The organism is Ramlibacter sp. (assembly GCF_041916345.1).
Lineage (GTDB): Bacteria > Pseudomonadota > Gammaproteobacteria > Burkholderiales > Burkholderiaceae_C > Ramlibacter.
Genome location: NZ_JAYRZR010000024.1, coordinates 1 through 17,841, shown reverse-complemented (window position 1 = coordinate 17,841; position 17,841 = coordinate 1). Strand labels below are relative to the sequence as shown.

The window sequence follows — 17,841 nt, the reverse complement described above, 5'->3', positions numbered from 1 at the left end:
TACATGGATCTGCCCAAGCTCTCCCCTGGCCGCCGGATGACCGTGCCGCGGCCCCTCGGTTCCGCCGACGCGCTGCTGCTCGCCCGGCTCGCCACGCGTCAGCGCGCCGAAGGCCGGCTGACCGCCGTGGTCACCGCCGACGCCAGCGACGCGCAGCGCCTGCTCGACGAGCTCGCCTTCTTCGCCCCCGACCTGCGCGGCGCGCTGTTCCCCGACTGGGAGACGCTGCCCTACGACACCTTCTCGCCGCACCAGGACCTGATCAGCGAGCGCCTCGCCACGCTGTGGCGCATCCTGCAGCGAGAGGCGGATGTGGTGCTGATGCCCGCCTCCACCGCGCTGTACCGGCTGGCGCCGCCCGCCTTCCTGGCCGGCTATACCTTCCACTTCCAGGTGCGGCAGAAGCTGGATGAGGCGAAGCTGAAGGCGCAGCTCACCCTGGGCGGCTACAACCACGTGACGCAGGTGGTGAGCCCGGGCGAGTACGCCGTTCGCGGCGGCCTGATCGACCTGTTCCCCATGGGCTCGCCCGTGCCGTACCGGGTGGACCTGTTCGACGACGAGGTCGATTCCATCCGCACCTTCGACCCCGACAGCCAGCGCAGCCTGTACCCCGTGCCCGAGGTGCGCCTGCTGCCCGGCCGCGAATTCCCGATGGACGAGCCGGCCCGCGCGCGCTTCCGCAGCCGCTGGCGCGAGCTGCTGGAGGGCGACCCCACCCGCAGCCGCATCTACAAGGACATGGGCAACGGCGTGGCCACCGCCGGCATCGAGTACTACCTGCCCCTGTTCTTCGAGGACACGGCCACGGTCTTCGACTACCTGGGGGCCGAGGCCACGGTGGTGCTGCATGGCGATCTGGAGCCGGCCTTCCAGCGCTTCTGGCAGGACACACGGGACCGCCATCGCCTGGTGCAGGGCGATCCCGAGCGGCCCGTGCTGCCGCCCGATGCGCTGTTCCTGAACGCCGAGCAGTTCTACAGCCGCGCCAACGCGCACCCGCAGCTGGCGGTGCGCACCCGCGCGGATGCTGCGCCGGACGCATCGGCCTTCGCCGAGATCGCGCCACTGCCCGATCTGTCCGTGGTGCGTGGCGCCGACGAGCCCTTGCAGCGCCTGAAGGACCACGTGGCGCGCGGCGCGCACCGCGTGCTGCTGCTGGCCGAGAGCGACGGCCGGCGCGAGAGCCTGCTGGACTTCCTGCGCGCGAGCCACCTCACCCTGCCCGCCTTCGACAGCCTCGACGAGTTCCTGGCCAGCAGCGAGCGCGTGGGCATCGCCACCGCGCCGCTGGCGGCCGGCTTCGGCTGGCCCGAGCACGGCATCGACATCGTCACCGAGACGGAGCTGTTCGCCAGCACACCCACGGCGCGCAAGCGCCGCAAGCAGGAACAGGTGAGCGACGTCGAGGCGCTGATCAAGGACCTGTCGGAACTCGCCATCGGCGATCCGGTGGTGCACGCGCAGCACGGCATCGGCCGCTACCGCGGGCTGGTCAACCTCGATCTGGGCCAGGGCACCGATGCCGAGGGCAAGCCGGTGCTGCAGGAGTTCCTGCATCTCGAATACGCGGGCAACGCCACGCTCTACGTGCCGGTGAGCCAGCTGCACCTGATCAGCCGCTACACCGGCGTCGGCGCCGACGAGGCACCGCTGCACAAGCTCGGCTCCGGCCAGTGGGAGAAGGCGAAGCGCAAGGCCGCGGAGCAGGTGCGCGACACGGCCGCCGAGCTTCTGAACGTGTACGCCCGACGCGCCGCGCGCGAGGGCCATGCCTTCCGCTTCTCGCCGCATGACTACGAGACGTTTGCCAACGACTTCGGCTTCGAGGAGACGGCCGACCAGAACGCCGCCATCCACGCCGTGATCCAGGACATGGTGTCGCCGCGGCCGATGGACCGGCTGGTGTGCGGCGACGTCGGCTTCGGCAAGACCGAGGTCGCGCTGCGTGCCGCCTTCGTGGCCGTCACCGGCGGGCGGCAGGTGGCCTTCCTCGCGCCCACCACGCTGCTGGCCGAGCAGCACTACCAGACGCTGGTGGACCGCTTCGGCAAGTGGCCGGTGAAGGTGGCCGAGATGAGCCGCTTCCGGTCCGCCAAGGAGATCACGGCCGCCGCCAAGGGCCTGGAAGACGGCAGCGTGGACATCGTCGTCGGCACCCACAAGCTGCTGTCGGCCTCCATCCGCTACAAGAACCTGGGCCTGCTGATCATCGACGAGGAGCACCGCTTCGGCGTGCGCCACAAGGAGGCCATCAAGGCCCTGCGCGCCGAGGTGGACGTGCTCACCCTCACCGCCACGCCGATCCCGCGCACGCTGGGCATGGCGCTCGAAGGCCTGCGCGACCTCTCGGTCATCGCCACCGCGCCGCAACGCCGCCTGGCCATCAAGACCTTCGTGCGCAACGAAGGCAATGGCGTCATCCGCGAGGCGGTGCTGCGCGAGCTCAAGCGCGGCGGCCAGGTCTACTTCCTGCACAACGAGGTGGAGACCATCCAGAACCGCCGCGAGGCGCTGGAGAAGCTGCTGCCCGAGGCGCGCATCGCGGTGGCGCACGGCCAGATGCCCGAGCGCGAGCTGGAGCGCGTGATGCGCGAGTTCATCGGCCAGCGCCACAACCTGCTGCTGTGCTCCACCATCATCGAGACCGGCATCGACGTGCCGACGGCCAACACCATCGTCATCAGCCGCGCCGACAAGTTCGGCCTGGCGCAGCTGCACCAGCTGCGCGGCCGCGTGGGCCGCAGCCACCACCAGGCCTATGCCTACCTGATGGTGCCCGACGTGGAAGGCCTCACCAAGCAGGCCGCGCAACGGCTGGAGGCGATCCAGCAGATGGAGGAGCTCGGCTCCGGCTTCTACCTCGCCATGCACGACCTGGAGATCCGCGGTGCCGGCGAGGTGCTGGGCGAGAACCAGAGCGGCAACATGCTGGAGGTGGGCTTCCAGCTGTACAACGAGATGCTGTCGGAGGCGGTGCGGTCCCTGAAGGCCGGCAAGGAGCCAGACCTGCTGGCGCCGCTGGCCGTGACCACCGAGATCAACCTGCACGCGCCTGCCCTGCTGCCGGATGACTACTGCGGCGACGTGCACCTGCGCCTGTCGTTCTACAAGAAGCTGGCCACCGCCAAGACGCCCGAGCAGATCGACCGCCTGCTGGAGGAGATCGTCGACCGCTTCGGCAAGCTGCCGACGCAGGGGCAGACGCTGATCGACGTGCACCGCCTGCGCGTGATGGCACGCCCCTATGGCGTGGTGAAGGTCGATGCCGCGCCGGGCGTGATCCACATCAGCTTCCAGCCGCAGCCGCCGATCGACCCCATGGCCATCATCCACCTGGTGCAGAAGAACCGGCACATCAAGCTGGCCGGCAACGACAAGCTGCGCATCGAGAAGGCCCTGGCCGAACCGCGCGAGCGGGCGCAGATGGTGCGCGACGTGCTTCGCGCGCTGGGCCAGCCCAAGGTGCTGGAGACGGCCTGATGGCCCTGGAGCTGGCGCTCGCGCTGCTGGCCCTGGCCGTGGCCGCCGCCCTGCAGCCCTGGCGGCTGCTGCGCACCGCCTCGGGCGCCATCTCGCCGCTGGCCACGCCGCTGCTGGCCACACTGGTCGTCCTGCCGTGGCTGTGGGCCCTGCCCGCGCTGCACAAGTCGCCGCTGCAGCTGCAGTGGTCGGGCGCGGTGCTGGTGCTGCTGATGATGGGGTGGCCGCTGGCGATGCCCCTGTTCGCCGCCGTCGCTGGCGTGGCCTGGCTGATCGCGCCCATCGACGCCACGCAGGCGGTCTCGCTCGCCGTCTGGCAGGGCGTGGTCCCCGCCACGCTGGCACTGGCCCTGGGCGCGCTGATCCGCCGCTTCCTGCCGCAGCACCCCATGGTCTACGTGCTGGGCCGCGGCTTCCTGGGCGCGGTGCTGTGCCTCTTCGTGGCCGGCGTGCTGTCGCAGTGGACCGGCCATGCACTCCCTGGCGTGGACCCGAACCTCGGCCTGGTCGCGCGCTGGCTCATGGCCTGGGGTGATGCCTTCGTGACCGGCATGCTGTGCGCGATCTTCGTCGCCTTCCGGCCGCAATGGCTGCTGACCTGGTCGGACGCCCGCTACCTCGGCGCCTGAAAGCTGGCGCCCGCAATAATCGCGACATGACCGACGCCATCGAACACGCTCCCGGCCTGCTGGTGCGGGGCTTCACGCCGCCGCTCGCGCTGGCCGACTTCCGGCTCATCGCCTTCGATATGGACTCCACGCTGATCAACATCGAGTGCGTGGACGAGATCGCCGACGCCGTCGGGCGCAAGGCGGAAGTGGCCGCCATCACCGAGGCCGCCATGCGCGGCGAGATCGCCGACTACAAGGAGAGCCTGCGCCGGCGCGTGGCCTTGCTGCGCGGCGTGACGGTGGCCGACATGGAGCGCGTGTACACCGAGCGCCTGCAGCTCAACCCCGGCGCCGAGCGGCTGGTGCAGACCTGCAAGGCCGCCGGCCTGAAGGTGCTGCTGGTCTCCGGCGGCTTCACCTTCTTCACCGACCGCGTGCGCGACCGCCTGGGCATCGACTACACCCGCTCCAACGTGCTGGAGGTGCGCGCCGGCGCCAACTGCGGCGAGCTGACGGGCCGCATGGTGGACCAGCCCTGGGGCGATATCTGCGACGGCGCCGAGAAGCGCCGCATGCTGCTGGAGACGTGCGCATCGCTCGGCATTTCGCCGAAGCAGGCCATCGCCATGGGCGATGGCGCGAACGATCTGCCGATGATGGGCGAGGCCGGCCTGTCAGTGGCCTACCACGCCAAGCCCAAGGTGCGCGAGCAGGCGATGGTCGCCATCCAGGAGGGCGGGCTCGACCGCCTGCTCGAAGTGCTGCGCTGATCCGCTCCCCGCGCGCGCTCACCCCACGTGCGGGATCCGCACCACGAAGGTGGTGCCCTCGCCCACCACGCTGGTCACCTCGATGGTGCCGCCGTGGGCGTCCACCGCGTTCTTGACGATGGCCAGGCCCAGGCCGGTGCCCGGGATGGCGCCCACGTTGCTGGCGCGATGGAAGGAGCCGAAGAGATGCGGCACCTCGTCGGCCGGGATGCCGATGCCCTGGTCGCCCACCTCGAACACCGTGGCCGTCTCTTCGCGGATGACGTTGAAGCGCACCTGGCCGCCGGCCGGCGAGTACTTGATGGCGTTGGACAGCAGGTTGCCGAAGATGTGGCGCAGCAGCTTCTCGTCGAAGCGGCCGCGGCCCACGCCCGCGCTGAAGCTCGCCACCACCTCGCAGTGGCTCTCGGGGTGCTGGATGCGGGCCTCTTCCACCATGATGCGGCACAGCGCCCGCAGGTCCAGGTCGCCCGGCTGGCAATCGAGCATCTCGGCGTCGGCACGGCCGATCAGCAGCACGCGGTCGAGCATCTTCGACATGCGGTCCACGCCGGAGGCAATGCTGTCCAGCGTCTCCACCCGGTCGGCGTGGTCCATCCGGTCACCGTAGTGGCGCAGCAGCTCCTCCGCCGAGCGGATGGCCGCCAGCGGCGTGCGGAACTCGTGACTGGTCATGGCGACGAAGCGCGAGCGCAGCTCGTTCAGCGCCTTCTGCTGCTCCAGCGCCTCGCGCATCTCCGCTTCCGATTTCTTGCGGCCGGTGATGTCCAGCAAGGTCCAGATCACGCCCGAGTCGGGGTCGTTGGGCTTGATGCAGCTGCCGCCCATCTCCGCCCAGAACAGCGAGCCGTCGGCGCGCCGTATCTGGCGCTCGCAGGTGTAGCCGTTGGTGGCCACCAGCGCGGCGCGCGCCTCCACGCCGAAGCGGTCCCAGCTTTCGCGGTCGGGGTGGATGTAGTCGGAGGTGCGGCCGATCAGTTCCTCACGCGGGTAGCCCAGCATGCGCGCGAACTTCTCGTTCACCCACTCGTGCCGGCGCCGCACCGACAGCACGATGCCCACCACCGCGTTGTTGAGGATGGCCTCGCGTTCCGAGCTGGTGCGCTGGAGGGCGGCCTCCAGCTCCTTGCGGCGGGTGATGTCCATGATCACCCAGACGGTGCCCTGCGCCAGGTCGTGGCGGCTCACGGAGCGCCCGGCCAGCGAGACCCAGATGCGCGTGCCGTCCGAGCGCTGCATCTGCAGCTCATTGGCATACACCTCGCCGCGCGACACCGCCTGCGCCACGCCGCCGCCCACCTCCAGGTACTGCTCCCGCGAGAGGTAGTACGGCTCCATCGATTCCACCAGCGAGGCCTCGGTGGCGCCGAAGATGTCCATCATCGCGCGGTTGGCCCACTTGAAGCGGCCCTGCGGCGTGAGGAAGGCGATGCCCACGATGGAGGTGTCGAGGATCGTCTCGCGCTCGTCCAGCAGGGTGCGCAGCCGCTGCTGCGAGGTCGACAGCGTCTGCACCATCGCCTGCTCGGCGGCGATGCGTGCCTGCGCCTGTTCCTTGAAGCGGCGCGCCACGTTGATGCGGTTGCCCAGCGCGAACGACAGCAGCACCATCTCCAGGGCCGATCCGATCAGCAGCGCGTTGGAGGTGACGGCGTTGCTGGGCACCTGCCCGGTGTTGTGCAGGAAGAGCGAGAACACGCCGATCAGCAGCACCGACCAGGCCGCCATGAACTCACGGGCGCCGCCCAACCCGCGGCGCATGCCCACCACGCCGGCGGACACCAGGACCAGCACAGCCAGCGGGGCCAGCACGGTCACCAGGATGCTGGAGACGATGTACGGCAGCAGCAAGGCCGTGCCCAGCGCGACCACCCAGCCCACGATCAGCGCCAGCAGCAGCTTGTCGACCGTGGGCATGGTCTGCCGGCTGGCCAGGAAGCTGCGCGCGAACTGCATCGCGAAGATCGCCGCCGCGCACATGCCCGCCGGTGGGGAGACGCTGTTCCACCAGATGTGCTCGGTCCACAGGAACTGCAGGCCGATGCCGGTGAGCGCCGCCTGCGCGGTGCCCATGCCGGCCACGAACAGCACGTACACCAGGTAGGCCGTGTCACGCACCGACAGGTAAAGCAGCAGGTTGTAGAGCAGCAGGCCCACCAGCAGGCCGAAGTAGAGGCTGAGCGCCGCGTACTCGCGCTGGTCGGCCTGCCAGAGTGCCGCGGGCCGCCACAGCCGCAGCGGCGCGGACACCGTGCCCTGCGAGGCGATGCGCAGGTACAGCGTGGTCGTGGTCGCCGGTGGCAACGTGACCGGGAACACATGGTTGCGATGCGGCACCACCCGGCTGGCATAGGGCTGCAGGTCGCCGCCGATCTGCCGGTGCAGGCCGAAGCCCTCATCCGGTGACCACAGCTCCACCCGGTCCAGCGGCGGATACCCCAGCTCCAGCAGCCAGCGCGTGTCCGGCCCCGCCGGCGCGTCGAGGCGCACCCGCAGCCAGATCGCGGAGCGCGTGAGGCCGAAGTTCGCCCCCGGCCCGCTCACCGGCACCGGCCGGAAGCGCGCCTGCTGCGCCGGCTGGCGGATCTCGTCGATGGTGAGCCCGCCGGTGTCGTCCTCCAGGAAGTCGGCATGGGCGGAGAGGTCGTAGGTCGGTGCGTCGGCCAGGCGCAGCACGCGGCCAGTGTCGGCGGCGATGGCGGTGCCGTGCAGCAGGCAGGCGGCCAGCAGCAGGCAGGCCATAGCCAGCAGGCGCGACAGGCGCAGACGCCTCATGCCCGCTCCACCACCGGCCGGCCGGCCTGCACCACGAAGGCGGCCTGCGTGCGCACCTCGGCATCCGGCCGCGTCACATCGTCCAGCGTGCGCAGGCGCACCTCCAGCCGGCTGGGCAGGAAGTCCGCCACGCCATAGCCGCGCTCGTCGGCGCGGGCATGGATGAAGTGCGGGTTCTCCGCCAGCCGCGCAGGCGTGGCATCACCCGTGCCCGCGCGCGAGGTGATGCTGGTGCCGCAGAACTCCACGCCCACATTGGCACTGTCGGGCCGCGCGTAGTCGGCCTTCACATGGCCGACCCAGTTCTCGTGCACGTCGCCGCCCAGCAGCACCGGGTTGGTGGCGCGACCGCCGCGCAGCGCCTCCACCAGCCGCTGCCGGCTGGCCGCGTAGCCGTCCCAGCCGTCGTTCCAGTAGGTCTCGCCAGGGCCCGGCTTCAGGTCCCGCGCGCCGAACAAGGTGCCCTGCCCCAGCACCGTCCAGGTGGCGCCCGGCTCGGCCACTTGCCGACCCAGCCAGCGCTCCTGCTCGGCGCCGAGCAGCGTGCGCGCGGGGTCGGCCCAGGCCGCGCAGTCCTTCGGGTCCACCGTGCTCGACCCGTGGCGGCCCCCGCGCGTGCAGGCCTGCACATCGCGGTACTGGCGGTTGTCCAGCAGGCACAGATCGACCAGCCCGCCGATGCGATGCCGGCCGTACAGGCGCAGCTCCGCCCCTTCACGCAGGCCCTGCAGCGCCCGCGCCAGCACGCCCGCACGCAGCGGCATGTGCTCGTAGTACGCCTGATACGCCGCCGCACGCCGGGCCGCGAAGTCGGTGATGGCCGGCCCGGCGTTGCCCGGTGCGGCCCCCGCGTAGTCGTTCTGCACCTCGTGGTCGTCCCAGGTCAGCAGCCAGGGGCAGGCGGCATGCATGGCCTGCAGATCGGCATCCGACTTGTGCAGCGCATGACGCGCGCGGTACTCGGCCAGCGTCGTGGCCCACTGGCCATCCGGCACGCGGACGGCCCCGAACGCGCTGGGATACTCGTAGATGTAGTCGCCCAGGAACACCACCGCGTCCGGCGCTTCGGCGCGCAGGTGGCGCCAGGCGGCGTACCACCCATGTTCCCAGCGCTGGCACGAGGCAAAGCCGAGGCGCAGCCGCGCCATGGCCGCGCCCGGCTGCGGCCAGGTGCGCGTGCGGCCGACCGGGCTGCGCCAGGCGCCCACGTGAAAGCGGTAGTGGTACCAGCGGTCCGGCGCCAGGCCATCGGCCTCGACATGGACAGCATGTGCCAGTTCCGGCAGGGCTTGCGCCTGGCCGCTGCGCACGATCTCGCGGAAGCCCTCGTCATGGGCCACTTCCCAGCCGACGGTGACCGCGCCGGCAGCCAGTTCACGCAGGCCCGGCGCGACCAGCCGGGTCCACAGCACCACCGAATCGGCAGCCGGTGAGCCGCTGGCCACGCCGAGGAGGAACGGGTTCTCCGCCAGGGGCGGCTGGCTCCACGCCGAGCGCGGCCACCAGCCGGCCGCCGCGCTGGCGGCGGCCAGGCGCAGCAGCTGGCGGCGGTCTGTGGCGGCGGCAGGCGGCATGGGCCAGCCGACTATAGACCAGCCAGCGCGCCCGCCCTCTCGGGCCCGACCCCTCAGGCCGGCCGCGGCGACACCGGCCAGGGCACGACCAGCCCCATGCGCGTGGCCCGCAGCAGCAGCGTGCCGACGATGGCGATGTTCAGCAGGTTCCAGGCGATCCCGTTCCAGAACGCCGCGCGGTAGGAGCCCGTGAGGTCGAACACCGCCCCCGACATCCAGCCGCCGAGCGCCATGCCCAGCAGCGTGGCCATGAGCACGGTGCCCACGCGGGCGCCCGCCTGCTCCACCGGGAAATACTCGCGCACGATCAGCGCGTAGGCTGGAACGATGCCACCCTGGAACAGGCCGAACAGCCCGGCCACCACGTAGAGCGACACCAGCCCGTCGAACGGCAGGAACAGCAGCAGCGCCACCCCCTGCAGCACCGAGCCCAGCAGCAGTGTGCGCAGGCCGCCGATGCGGTCCGAGATCCAGCCCGACACGAGACGGCTCACCACCCCCAGGGCGAGCATGAGCGACAGCATCTCGGCACCGCGTGCCGCGCCGAATCCGAGGTCCCCACAGTAGGCCACGATGTGCACCTGCGGCATCGACATGGCCACGCAGCAGGCCACGCCGGCCACCGCCAGCCAACCCTGCAGCACGCCCGGCGCCAGGCCCAGCGGCCGTTCCGAGGCGAGGCTGCGCCGCGGGGCCGCCGCCGGGCCGGCCGCCACCGCGCCCTGCGCGGGCGGCCGCGGCCGCAGCACCAGGGCCAGCGGCAGCATCGAGGCGATGCAGAAGACCCCCAGGCCGACGTACGTCTGGCGCCAGCCCACGGCCTCGATGAAGTGCTGCAGCACCGGCGGCCATACCGCGCCGGCGGTGTAGTTGCCGGCCATGCAGATCGCCAGGGCGATGCCGCGCCGGCGGTCGAACCATCGCGAGGTGTCGGCCACCAGCGGCGCGAAGGTGGCCGAGGTGCCCAGCAGCCCGACCAGCACGCCCTGCGCCAGGCCGAACAGCAGCGGCCCCGGCGCCAGCCCGGCGGCGATGAAGCCCAGGCCCAGGCCCACCGCGCCGATCATCACCGGCACCATCACGCCGAAGCGGTCCGCCAGGCGGCCCATCAGGATGCCGCCGATGCCGAAGCCGATCATCGTGAGCGTGTATGGCAGGGAGGCCTCTCCCCGGGCGATGCCGAAGTCCGCCTGCATCGGCGGCAGCACGACCGTGATGGCGTACATGCCGGAGCCGCCGATCGTCATCAGCAGCAGCGAGACCCACAGCCGCGTCCAGGCGTAGGTCGATTCCATGGCGTGTTGCATGCCCTTCCTTCCCGAGGCATCGATTGGATCCGATTCCGCGCCTTCATGCACCAGCTAAGTGCTTTCCACACGCTGACGGGGCGTCGGCTGCCCTATTGTTGGAACCATTCGACCTCATGGGAGACATCGGGCATGCAACGAATCTCGATCGTGGCGCGCATGGCACTGGCTGGCGCGCTGACCCTCGGCGCCCAGCTGGCAGGCGCGGCACAGGTGGTGGTGGGGCAGGTCGGCCCCCTCTCCGGCCTGGAGGCCAGCCAGGGCCGGGCCTACGGCACCGGCATGAAGCTCTACTTCGACGCCGTGAACAAGGCAGGCGGCGCTGGCGGCCACACCTTCACCCTGGCCCGCCGCGACGATGGCGGCCGCCCCGAGGACACCGTCGCCGTCACCAGGACCCTGCTGGCCGAAGACAAGCCGCTGGTGCTGGCCGGCTACTTCGGCACCCGCAACATCACCGATCTGGTCGCCGCCGGCCTGCTGGAGAAGGAGCGCATCGCCCTGGTGGGCTACCGCACCGCCGAGATCCGGCCCGAAACGCCGCTGCTCTACAACGTGCGCGCCACCCTGCGCGACGAGGTGAACAAGCTCACCGAGCACCTGTCGACCATCGGCATCTCGCGCCTGGGCCTGTTCTATGAAGACGGCCCCGGCGCCCCGGCCCTGCTGGCGGCCGCGGAAGAGGCGGCGAAGAAGGCACGCGCCACCATCACCCACAAGGCCGCCTACGAGAGCGGCACGGCCCGTGTCACCCCCGCGGTGGATGCATTCATGAAGGCACCGCAGCCCCAGGCCATCATCATGGTCTCCAGCGGCGCGGCCGCGGCGGCCTTCATCGAGCAGTACCGTGGCGGCGGCGGCACCGCGCAGCTCTTCGCGCACTCGGGTGCCGACGTCGAGCAGATGTCCAAGCGCCTGTCGGAGGAGCAGATGCAGGGCGTCGCCATCACGCAGGTGACGCCCAGCCCGTACAAGATCTCCAACCGGCTGGCCAAGGAGTTCAACGACCTGGTGGCACGCACGCCCAACCTGGAAGTGCCGGTGAGCTACGCCATGATCGAGGGCTACATCGCCGCCAAGGTGATCGTCGAGGCGGTGCGCCGCCAGGGCGCCCGGCCCACCCGCGAGGGCACCATCGCGGCGCTGGACGCGATGGAAAGCTTCGACCTGGGCGGTTACCTCATCAGCTTCCGGCCGAACGCGCGATCGGGCTCGCGGTTCGTGGAACTGTCCATCATCAGCGGCAGCGGGCGCATCCGGCAGTAGCCACCCGACCCCGCGCCGGGCGGGGCGCCCGGCCGCCCGCTAGCGCTTGCGCGGGGCGGCGTCGTCCGCCGGGAGGTCGAAGGGGCGCGTGGGCTCGAAATCAGACGCCGTCTCGTCTTCGGTGCCGGCCCGGCGCACGCGCGGCGCGGCTGCTGCCTCCGCGGCGGCTGCGGCCTGCGCGGCCTCTACCTCCTAGGCGGCGGACAGGTCCTTCGCGAGCACGGCGTCACGGATGGCGAACAGGGCCGCCAGATCCTTCTGCACGTCGTCGTCTTCGGAGGGCTCGGTGTCCTGGCTGTCCAGCAGGTCGAGCGAAGCCATCGGCGCCGCCGCGGCGGCTGCCAGTGGCGTGCCGGCAATGCTGGGCGGCACCGGCTGCGGCGGCGCGCCATGCGCCTCCCAGGTCTTGGGGTCGGGCATGGCCGTCTTCTGCACGCCAGCGGGCTCGCCCTCGAACTGCCAGCCGACGGTGAGGCCCCAGTCCTTGGCCTGCGGCTCGAAGCGCAGCAGCTCACGGTGGAAGCTGTCCTGGAAGGCGAAGACGTAGCCCAGCAGCTTGTCGTGCGCCTGGTGCACGACGAAGCTCACGTGCATGCCGGGGCGCTTGTTGCGGCCTACCGTGGGGATGATGCGGCATTCGATCCAGTCGGCCGGAATGCCGTGCTGGCGCATCGTCTCGCGCAGCATCACCTTGACGATCTCGCGCCGGCGGTTGGCGCGGGCAACCTCTTCGTCGTCTTCATCTGCCGCGATCTGGCTTTCAGAGAACGCGGAGGACAGAGGGGTGGGCGACGACGCCGAGCCGGCGCCCGGCTTGTCCTTGCCCGTGTTGCCCAGGATGCGTTGGATCAGCCCCATGAGCCCGATTGTGAACCAGAACCGGGATCAGCCGGCGAGCTGGAACACCATTCCCGTGCCATCGATCTCGAGGGTGTCGCCTGGGGACAGCAGTTCGGGGTCATGCCCCAGGGGGCGGCCGTTGAGCCGGGGCACGCTGGTGCCGGCCAGGTGGGCCACGAAGTAGCCGGTGCGCCGGTGCGCCACCGACACCACGCAGACGCCCGGCTTGCCGAAGGTGGTGACGGCCTTGACCACCGGCACCTCCAGGCCCGCCGACGAGCCTGAGACGACCTTCAGGCTGGCATGGGCCGCCGGTGTGCGCGGATCGAAGCTCATGGCCTGCGTCTCGCCGAAGCCACTGGGCTCCTCCGACGCCTGCAGGTACTTGATGCGGAACGGGCCGATGGCGATGACGTCGCCGTCGTTCAGCTTCGTCCGCCGCTTGATCATGTGATCATTGACGTAGGTGCCGTTGGTGCTGCCCAGGTCCTCCAGGTAGACATCGGCCACGCCCACGAGATCGAAGGCGCAATGCCGGCTGCTGACGACCAGGGTGTCGAGCACGATGTCGTTGTCCGGCTTGCGGCCCAGCGTGGTGCGGTCCTTGTGCAGGAACACGTGCTTGACCTCGACGCCCTCGACCGTTGCAATCAGTTGCGGCATGGCACCTCCGCGCCGCGCAGACCCGGCGCGACGCGGCCCATGCTACCGGGGTGGCAGGTCGAAGTCCAGCAGGCGGGTGGCGAGCACCGTCTCGGCCAGGAAGCACAGCAGCGCCGCCAGGAAGCACCCCACCCCGCCCAGGAAGCATCCCACCGCCCAGGGGCTGACGGCCAGACCCCGCGTCTCCCCCAGGAACAACACGATGATGGTGAAGCCGATCATCAGGCCGCAGCAGGTGAGCAGGCCGATGCAGCCATTGGCCAGCCAGCCGCGGCGACGCAGCTGGTCCAGCTCCGTCCGGGCGCGGGCCACGAAGGCGGCGTCATCGGACTGGCGGGCACGCTCCTGCACCAGGCGCGCCCGGTCGATGATGCGTGCCAGGCGACCGGCTACGGCCCCGATCAGGGCCGACACAGCCGTGAGCAGGAACACCGGGGCGACGGCGAGCTGGATGCCGTGGGTGACTGCGCTGGGGTCGGGGGGCGTGGCCATGGGTGGGATTATGGGCGGGCGGCAGTACCATGGACCAATTGCATTCACCCCAAGGAGAGAACCATGTTCAAACACATCCTGCTGGCCACCGACGGATCCCCGGTCTGCGACCGCGCGGCGCAGGTGGCCGCCGGCCTGGCCCGCACCCACGGCGCGCGGCTGACCGCGGTGTACGTGGTGGACCCCTACCCTTACCTGGGCATCGGGCAGGCCAACCCCATCGGGTTCGAGGCGTACATCCAGGCGGCCCACTCCCATGCGGGGCAAGCGTTGAGCCGTGCGGTGGAGGCTGCGCAGGCGGGTGGTCCGTCGCTGCAGGTGGAGACACGCATCGTGGAGGAAGCCGCCGCCGCGCACGGCATCGCGCAGACGGCCACCGACGAAGGCGCGGATCTCATCGTGATGGGGTCCCATGGGCATGGGGCGCTGCGCAAGCTGGTGCTGGGGAGCGTGACGACGCGAGTGCTGGCGGAGGCGACGGTGCCGGTGATGGTGGTGCGGTAGGGGCTCTCCTGTTTGTTGTTCGCGCGTCGCTGGTTCGCGCCGGACCGAGACGGGGGTGTCCCCTTCCGCGAATGTCCCCCGCTTTGCCGCGCGCGGCATGCTCCTCCTTTATTTCGCTACAGGGGACACCCCCGCCCCAGTCCTTCAGGTGGGTGGCGGGCCGACGGATTGAACTGCTCTGCTGATCTGTGCGTGGGCGGAACTGTCGACGGGCCGACACCTGAAAAGTGTCGACCTATAGACACCCACCGATCGACACTTGTGTCGACCGGTAGACAGTTCTCTTGATCTGTGGATAGGATGCGTGCGTACTACGTTCGATAGACCGCTGCAACAGGGTAGCGGACACTGATCGAACTGTACGGAGGTCACCTCATGAAGATCACACGAAGAGGCACCCTAGCCGACCATGGTCCCGCAACAATCGAGTTGAAGGAGCCCAAGTTTGAGTGGCGGAGTGGCGGCTCAAATCTGGTTATCGTCAAAGCGGGAGTGGGCGACTTCTCCGGGAAGGCAAGACATGACTACCACGTGCAAGTCTCTGCAAGCGAGATCTGCGCGCTCTTGGAATGCCTCGCGGTTGCTGCGGCCACTGCCCCTTCGGAGATTGAGCGTGCCTTGGCACCTGCGTTGAAGTCCACGCTTCAGTTGACGTATATCGTTTCTGGAGCCCACTCTATAGGCAAGTTGTCGTGAGCGACTCTTCCAGCGATGAGGAAGACAAAGCAGGCAAGCCGAGCGATAGGTCCGGCTGCTTGCCGCCGATTCTATTCGTGGCTGCGATCTTCGTAGTCTCGTTCATCGCCAGCCAAGTGGACAAGGCACAACCTGGGGCTGGGCGGTCGTTAGTCCTTTGGGTTGGTGTGGCGTTCGCGATCTGGGTGCTGCTGCACATAGTCTGGGGACCAACGTTCAAAGAAACCGTCAAGAACTTTGCCGGTCTGCTCAAGGCGGCTCTGTCGCTACTGCTGACCATAATGATTGTTGGCGGTGTTGCGCAATGCGTGGGCGGTGGGTCGCGTGGTAGTCCCGAAGGCCTAGGCGGCGTCCCTGACAATTGGAGAAAGTAGTTGTGTGTGCAATAGACGGTCTAACAAGCTAGGCACGGGAGGCTTGAAGACCCGCTCACGGCGACTTCCTCGTCTTCGCCCGAGAGAGAGGCACGCGATGGGGCTGCGTTGAGTTGACAATAATAACGACACGCGTTACTATCGGCCTGCGTGACTATCAGGGACTTCAAGTGCAAGGACACCCAAGCCCTCTTCGAGGGCAAGCGAGTCAAGCGCTGGGTGAATATCGAACGACCCGCCCTACGCAAGCTTGCGCTGCTGGACTGGTCGCAGGTACTTGATGATCTGAGGGTGCCACCAGGCAACCATCTCGAGGCACTGAAGGATGACCGAAAGGGACAACACAGCATCCGCATCAATCAACAATGGCGAGTCTGCTTCGTCTGGACAGCAGACGGGGCCACAGATGTAGAGATCGTCGACTATCACTGAAGGATTCACCATGCGAACGGTTCTCCCAGTCTCCCCGGGGGAAATGCTGGAGGAAGAATTCCTCAAGCCGCTCGGTTTGACGAAGTACCGCCTCGCCAAGGACATCGGCGTGCCAGCCCAGCGCATCGGCGAGATCGTCGCTGGCAGGCGGGCCATCACGGCCGACACGGACTTGCGGCTTTGCCGCTACTTCGGCCTGAGTGACGGCTGGTGGCTGCGTGGCCAGGTCGCGTATGACACAGCCCTTGCAAGGGAAGCCTTGCAGGAGGAGCTGGCGACCATCCAAAGGTGCACGCTCCTGGCCGCGTAGCCTGCGCCGCGCGCCAACCCTTCGGACTCCTTCAGATATACCCCGGCATCGCATGCACATGCCGCATGTGCAGCGACATGCCCAGCGCGGCCATGTGATTGCCGTCGCGGCCCAGGATGCGTTCGGCCAGGGGCAGGAAGATGTCTTCCTCGGTGCGGGCATGGCGGTGGTAGCGGCGCACCAGCTCGGCGAGGCCGGGGCCGTCGATGGCGGCGTCTTCGCCTTTGGCCACCTTCTTCACCGCCGGGCGCAGCAGCATCCACTGCGCCTCCACGTCGCGGTGTTCGGCGACCAGCTTGTCCACCAGCTCGCGCACCGTCGCCTGCTCTTCCGGCCGCGCGGAGCGCAGGACCGCGGGGAACAGCTCGGACTCTTCCTCCGCATGATGGGGCATCACCGCATCGTCGAACAGCTTCAGCGCGTCGCGCGCCATGCGCCGCGCCAGCATGGCGGCGTCGGCCAGTTCGGCCAGGCGTGAGCAGGCTTCCAGCTGGGTGATCAGGCCGATGTGGCAGCGGTGGAAACCGTCGATCGGGTTGGCATCGGTGGCGGTGGCGGGCGTGGTCATGGCATTCCTTCGTCGATGCCATGCATGGTCCCGCCGCGTCGGCCGCTGCTCGTTGACGCAGGTCAACTGCACGCGGCACGGCTGCCTGCAACATGCAGCGTCTGTTGTCGAACCTACCCGCACGCCGCCATGTTCAAGCACATCCTCCTGGCCACTGACGGTTCTTCCGCCTCCACGCACGCGGCCGAGCTGGCCGTCCGCCTGGCCCGCATCCACGGCGCGGAACTGACCGCGCTGTTCGTGGTGGATCCCTACCCCTACGCGGGCGTGGGCGAGGCCAACCCCATGGGCTTCCAGGCCTACATGTCGGCGGCCATGCAGCAGGCCTCGCAGGCGCATGGTCAGGTGATGACGTTGTGCGAGCAGGAACCGCGTGTCACCTTCCATCCGCGCCTGGCCGAAGAGCTGGCGCCGGCCCCCGGCATCCTGCAGACGGCCGAGCAGACCGGCGCCGATCTCATCGTGGTCGGCTCGCACGGCCGCACCGGCGTGGCACGGCTCGTGCTGGGCAGCGTTGCCAACAAGGTGGTGGCCGAGTCGCGCATTCCCGTGCTCGTGGCGCGCTGAGCCGCGCGCCGGCAGGCGCCGCGTGATCGTGCGACACTGCCGGCCGCATGCCGAGCGAGAGACCTGAGACCGCCCGCCCCTGGCAGATCGCCGTTGCCGGCCTGGTGAGCCTGGCGGTGGCCATGGGCATCGGGCGCTTCGCCTTCACCCCCCTGCTGCCCATGATGCTGGCCGAAGGCTCGGTCAACGTGGCCGGTGCCAGCCTGCTCGCCAGCGCCAACTACCTGGGCTACCTCGTCGGCGCCCTCGCCTGCACCTTCCAGCCCTGGCTGTGGCGCCGTTTCGGCTTCGCCTCGCGCGTGAACCCGCCCCGGCTGGTGCGCGGCGGCCTGGTCGCCACCGCGCTGCTGACGCTGGGCATGGCCTTCCACCTGCCCGCGGCGTGGCCGCTGCTGCGCTTCGCCGCCGGCGTGGCCAGCGCGGTGGTGTTCCTCTACACCTCGGGCTGGTGCCTGGAGCAGCTCGCGCGCCGCGGCGTGCCGGAGATGGGCGCGCTCATCTACACCGGCCCGGGTGCCGGCATCGTCGTGAGCGGCCTGGTCGCGAGTGCGCTGGTGGCCGCGCAGGTGCCGGCGGCCAGTGGCTGGCTGGGCTTCGGCGTGCTCGCGG

The 17,841-nt window shown here is 69.7% G+C and carries 17 protein-coding genes; 10 read left to right on the top strand and 7 right to left on the bottom strand.

Translation table 11 applies throughout. The features are described 5' to 3' along the window. The first annotated feature begins 3 nt into the window (after positions 1 to 3). The 3 genes from mfd to serB are packed head-to-tail and all read left to right on the top strand — an operon-like array spanning position 4 to position 4,864. Positions 4 to 3,483 carry a transcription-repair coupling factor gene (gene mfd, locus ACE3T5_RS08770; RefSeq protein WP_374666593.1) on the top strand — a complete coding sequence of 1,160 codons (3,480 nt, stop codon included), beginning with the start codon at positions 4 to 6 and terminating at the stop codon, positions 3,481 to 3,483. Continuing rightward, positions 3,483 to 4,112: a hypothetical protein gene (locus tag ACE3T5_RS08765; protein WP_374666591.1), complete on the top strand. Its 630-nt coding sequence runs from the start codon at positions 3,483 to 3,485 to the stop codon at positions 4,110 to 4,112. The genes mfd and ACE3T5_RS08765 overlap by 1 nt, the downstream gene beginning before the upstream one ends. Before the next feature lie 26 nt (positions 4,113 to 4,138). Then, complete coding sequence (gene serB, locus ACE3T5_RS08760; RefSeq protein ID WP_374666589.1) at positions 4,139 to 4,864, top strand: phosphoserine phosphatase SerB; 726 nt, start codon at positions 4,139 to 4,141, stop codon at positions 4,862 to 4,864. Between the two features lie 18 nt (positions 4,865 to 4,882). Here the strand turns inward: serB and ACE3T5_RS08755 are convergent, their stop codons facing one another. From ACE3T5_RS08755 to ACE3T5_RS08745, 3 genes are read right to left on the bottom strand one after another with little or no spacing between them, the layout of a single operon-like run. Beyond that, positions 4,883 to 7,639 (bottom strand): 7TM diverse intracellular signaling domain-containing protein, encoded by a 2,757-nt coding sequence (locus tag ACE3T5_RS08755; RefSeq protein WP_374666587.1) that lies wholly within the window; start codon positions 7,637 to 7,639, stop codon positions 4,883 to 4,885. Then, positions 7,636 to 9,213, bottom strand: coding sequence for an alkaline phosphatase (locus ACE3T5_RS08750; RefSeq protein ID WP_374666585.1), 1,578 nt, complete (start codon positions 9,211 to 9,213; stop codon positions 7,636 to 7,638). The genes ACE3T5_RS08755 and ACE3T5_RS08750 overlap by 4 nt, the downstream gene beginning before the upstream one ends. A gap of 53 nt (positions 9,214 to 9,266) precedes the next feature. After that, complete coding sequence (locus tag ACE3T5_RS08745) at positions 9,267 to 10,520, bottom strand: MFS transporter (protein WP_374666583.1); 1,254 nt, start codon at positions 10,518 to 10,520, stop codon at positions 9,267 to 9,269. Between the two features lie 132 nt (positions 10,521 to 10,652). On the opposite strand from ACE3T5_RS08745, the gene ACE3T5_RS08740 reads away from it, so the two are divergent. Beyond that, on the top strand, positions 10,653 to 11,786 hold the full coding sequence (locus ACE3T5_RS08740; RefSeq protein WP_374666580.1) for an ABC transporter substrate-binding protein: 1,134 nt from the start codon (positions 10,653 to 10,655) through the stop codon (positions 11,784 to 11,786). 192 nt (positions 11,787 to 11,978) lie between these two features. Here the strand turns inward: ACE3T5_RS08740 and ACE3T5_RS08735 are convergent, their stop codons facing one another. Genes ACE3T5_RS08735 through ACE3T5_RS08725 form a run of 3 tightly spaced genes read right to left on the bottom strand, consistent with a single transcriptional unit; the run spans position 11,979 to position 13,781 of the window. Further along, entirely contained in the window at positions 11,979 to 12,644 is a 666-nt protein-coding gene (locus tag ACE3T5_RS08735) for a hypothetical protein (RefSeq protein ID WP_374666578.1), read from the bottom strand. Positions 12,645 to 12,671: 27 nt separating this feature from the next. After that, a complete protein-coding gene (locus ACE3T5_RS08730) occupies positions 12,672 to 13,289 on the bottom strand; it encodes an FHA domain-containing protein (protein WP_374666576.1) in 618 nt (205 codons plus the stop codon). A gap of 42 nt (positions 13,290 to 13,331) precedes the next feature. Continuing rightward, positions 13,332 to 13,781, bottom strand: a complete 450-nt coding sequence (locus ACE3T5_RS08725; RefSeq protein WP_374666574.1) for a DUF2721 domain-containing protein — start codon at positions 13,779 to 13,781, stop codon at positions 13,332 to 13,334. A gap of 63 nt (positions 13,782 to 13,844) precedes the next feature. Here ACE3T5_RS08725 and ACE3T5_RS08720 point away from each other — a divergent pair, with 63 nt between their 5' ends. The 4 genes from ACE3T5_RS08720 (at position 13,845) to ACE3T5_RS08705 (ending at position 16,097) form a co-directional block, all read left to right on the top strand. Then, a complete protein-coding gene (locus ACE3T5_RS08720; protein WP_374666572.1) occupies positions 13,845 to 14,285 on the top strand; it encodes a universal stress protein in 441 nt (146 codons plus the stop codon). A gap of 692 nt (positions 14,286 to 14,977) precedes the next feature. Beyond that, complete coding sequence (locus ACE3T5_RS08715; RefSeq protein WP_374666570.1) at positions 14,978 to 15,355, top strand: hypothetical protein; 378 nt, start codon at positions 14,978 to 14,980, stop codon at positions 15,353 to 15,355. A 150-nt stretch (positions 15,356 to 15,505) separates the two neighbouring features. Further along, positions 15,506 to 15,787: a type II toxin-antitoxin system RelE/ParE family toxin gene (locus tag ACE3T5_RS08710; protein ID WP_374666568.1), complete on the top strand. Its 282-nt coding sequence runs from the start codon at positions 15,506 to 15,508 to the stop codon at positions 15,785 to 15,787. Positions 15,788 to 15,797: 10 nt separating this feature from the next. After that, a complete protein-coding gene (locus ACE3T5_RS08705; protein WP_374666566.1) occupies positions 15,798 to 16,097 on the top strand; it encodes a HigA family addiction module antitoxin in 300 nt (99 codons plus the stop codon). 31 nt (positions 16,098 to 16,128) lie between these two features. Here ACE3T5_RS08705 and ACE3T5_RS08700 read toward each other — a convergent pair whose 3' ends face one another. Then, positions 16,129 to 16,665 (bottom strand): hemerythrin domain-containing protein, encoded by a 537-nt coding sequence (locus ACE3T5_RS08700; protein ID WP_374666564.1) that lies wholly within the window; start codon positions 16,663 to 16,665, stop codon positions 16,129 to 16,131. Between the two features lie 129 nt (positions 16,666 to 16,794). Here ACE3T5_RS08700 and ACE3T5_RS08695 point away from each other — a divergent pair, with 129 nt between their 5' ends. Together ACE3T5_RS08695 and ACE3T5_RS08690 are read left to right on the top strand one after the other, a co-directional pair. Beyond that, positions 16,795 to 17,232, top strand: a complete 438-nt coding sequence (locus ACE3T5_RS08695) for a universal stress protein (protein ID WP_374666562.1) — start codon at positions 16,795 to 16,797, stop codon at positions 17,230 to 17,232. Positions 17,233 to 17,279: 47 nt separating this feature from the next. Continuing rightward, a partial coding sequence (locus ACE3T5_RS08690; RefSeq protein ID WP_374666560.1) for a YbfB/YjiJ family MFS transporter occupies positions 17,280 to 17,841 on the top strand: 562 nt, incomplete at its 3' end.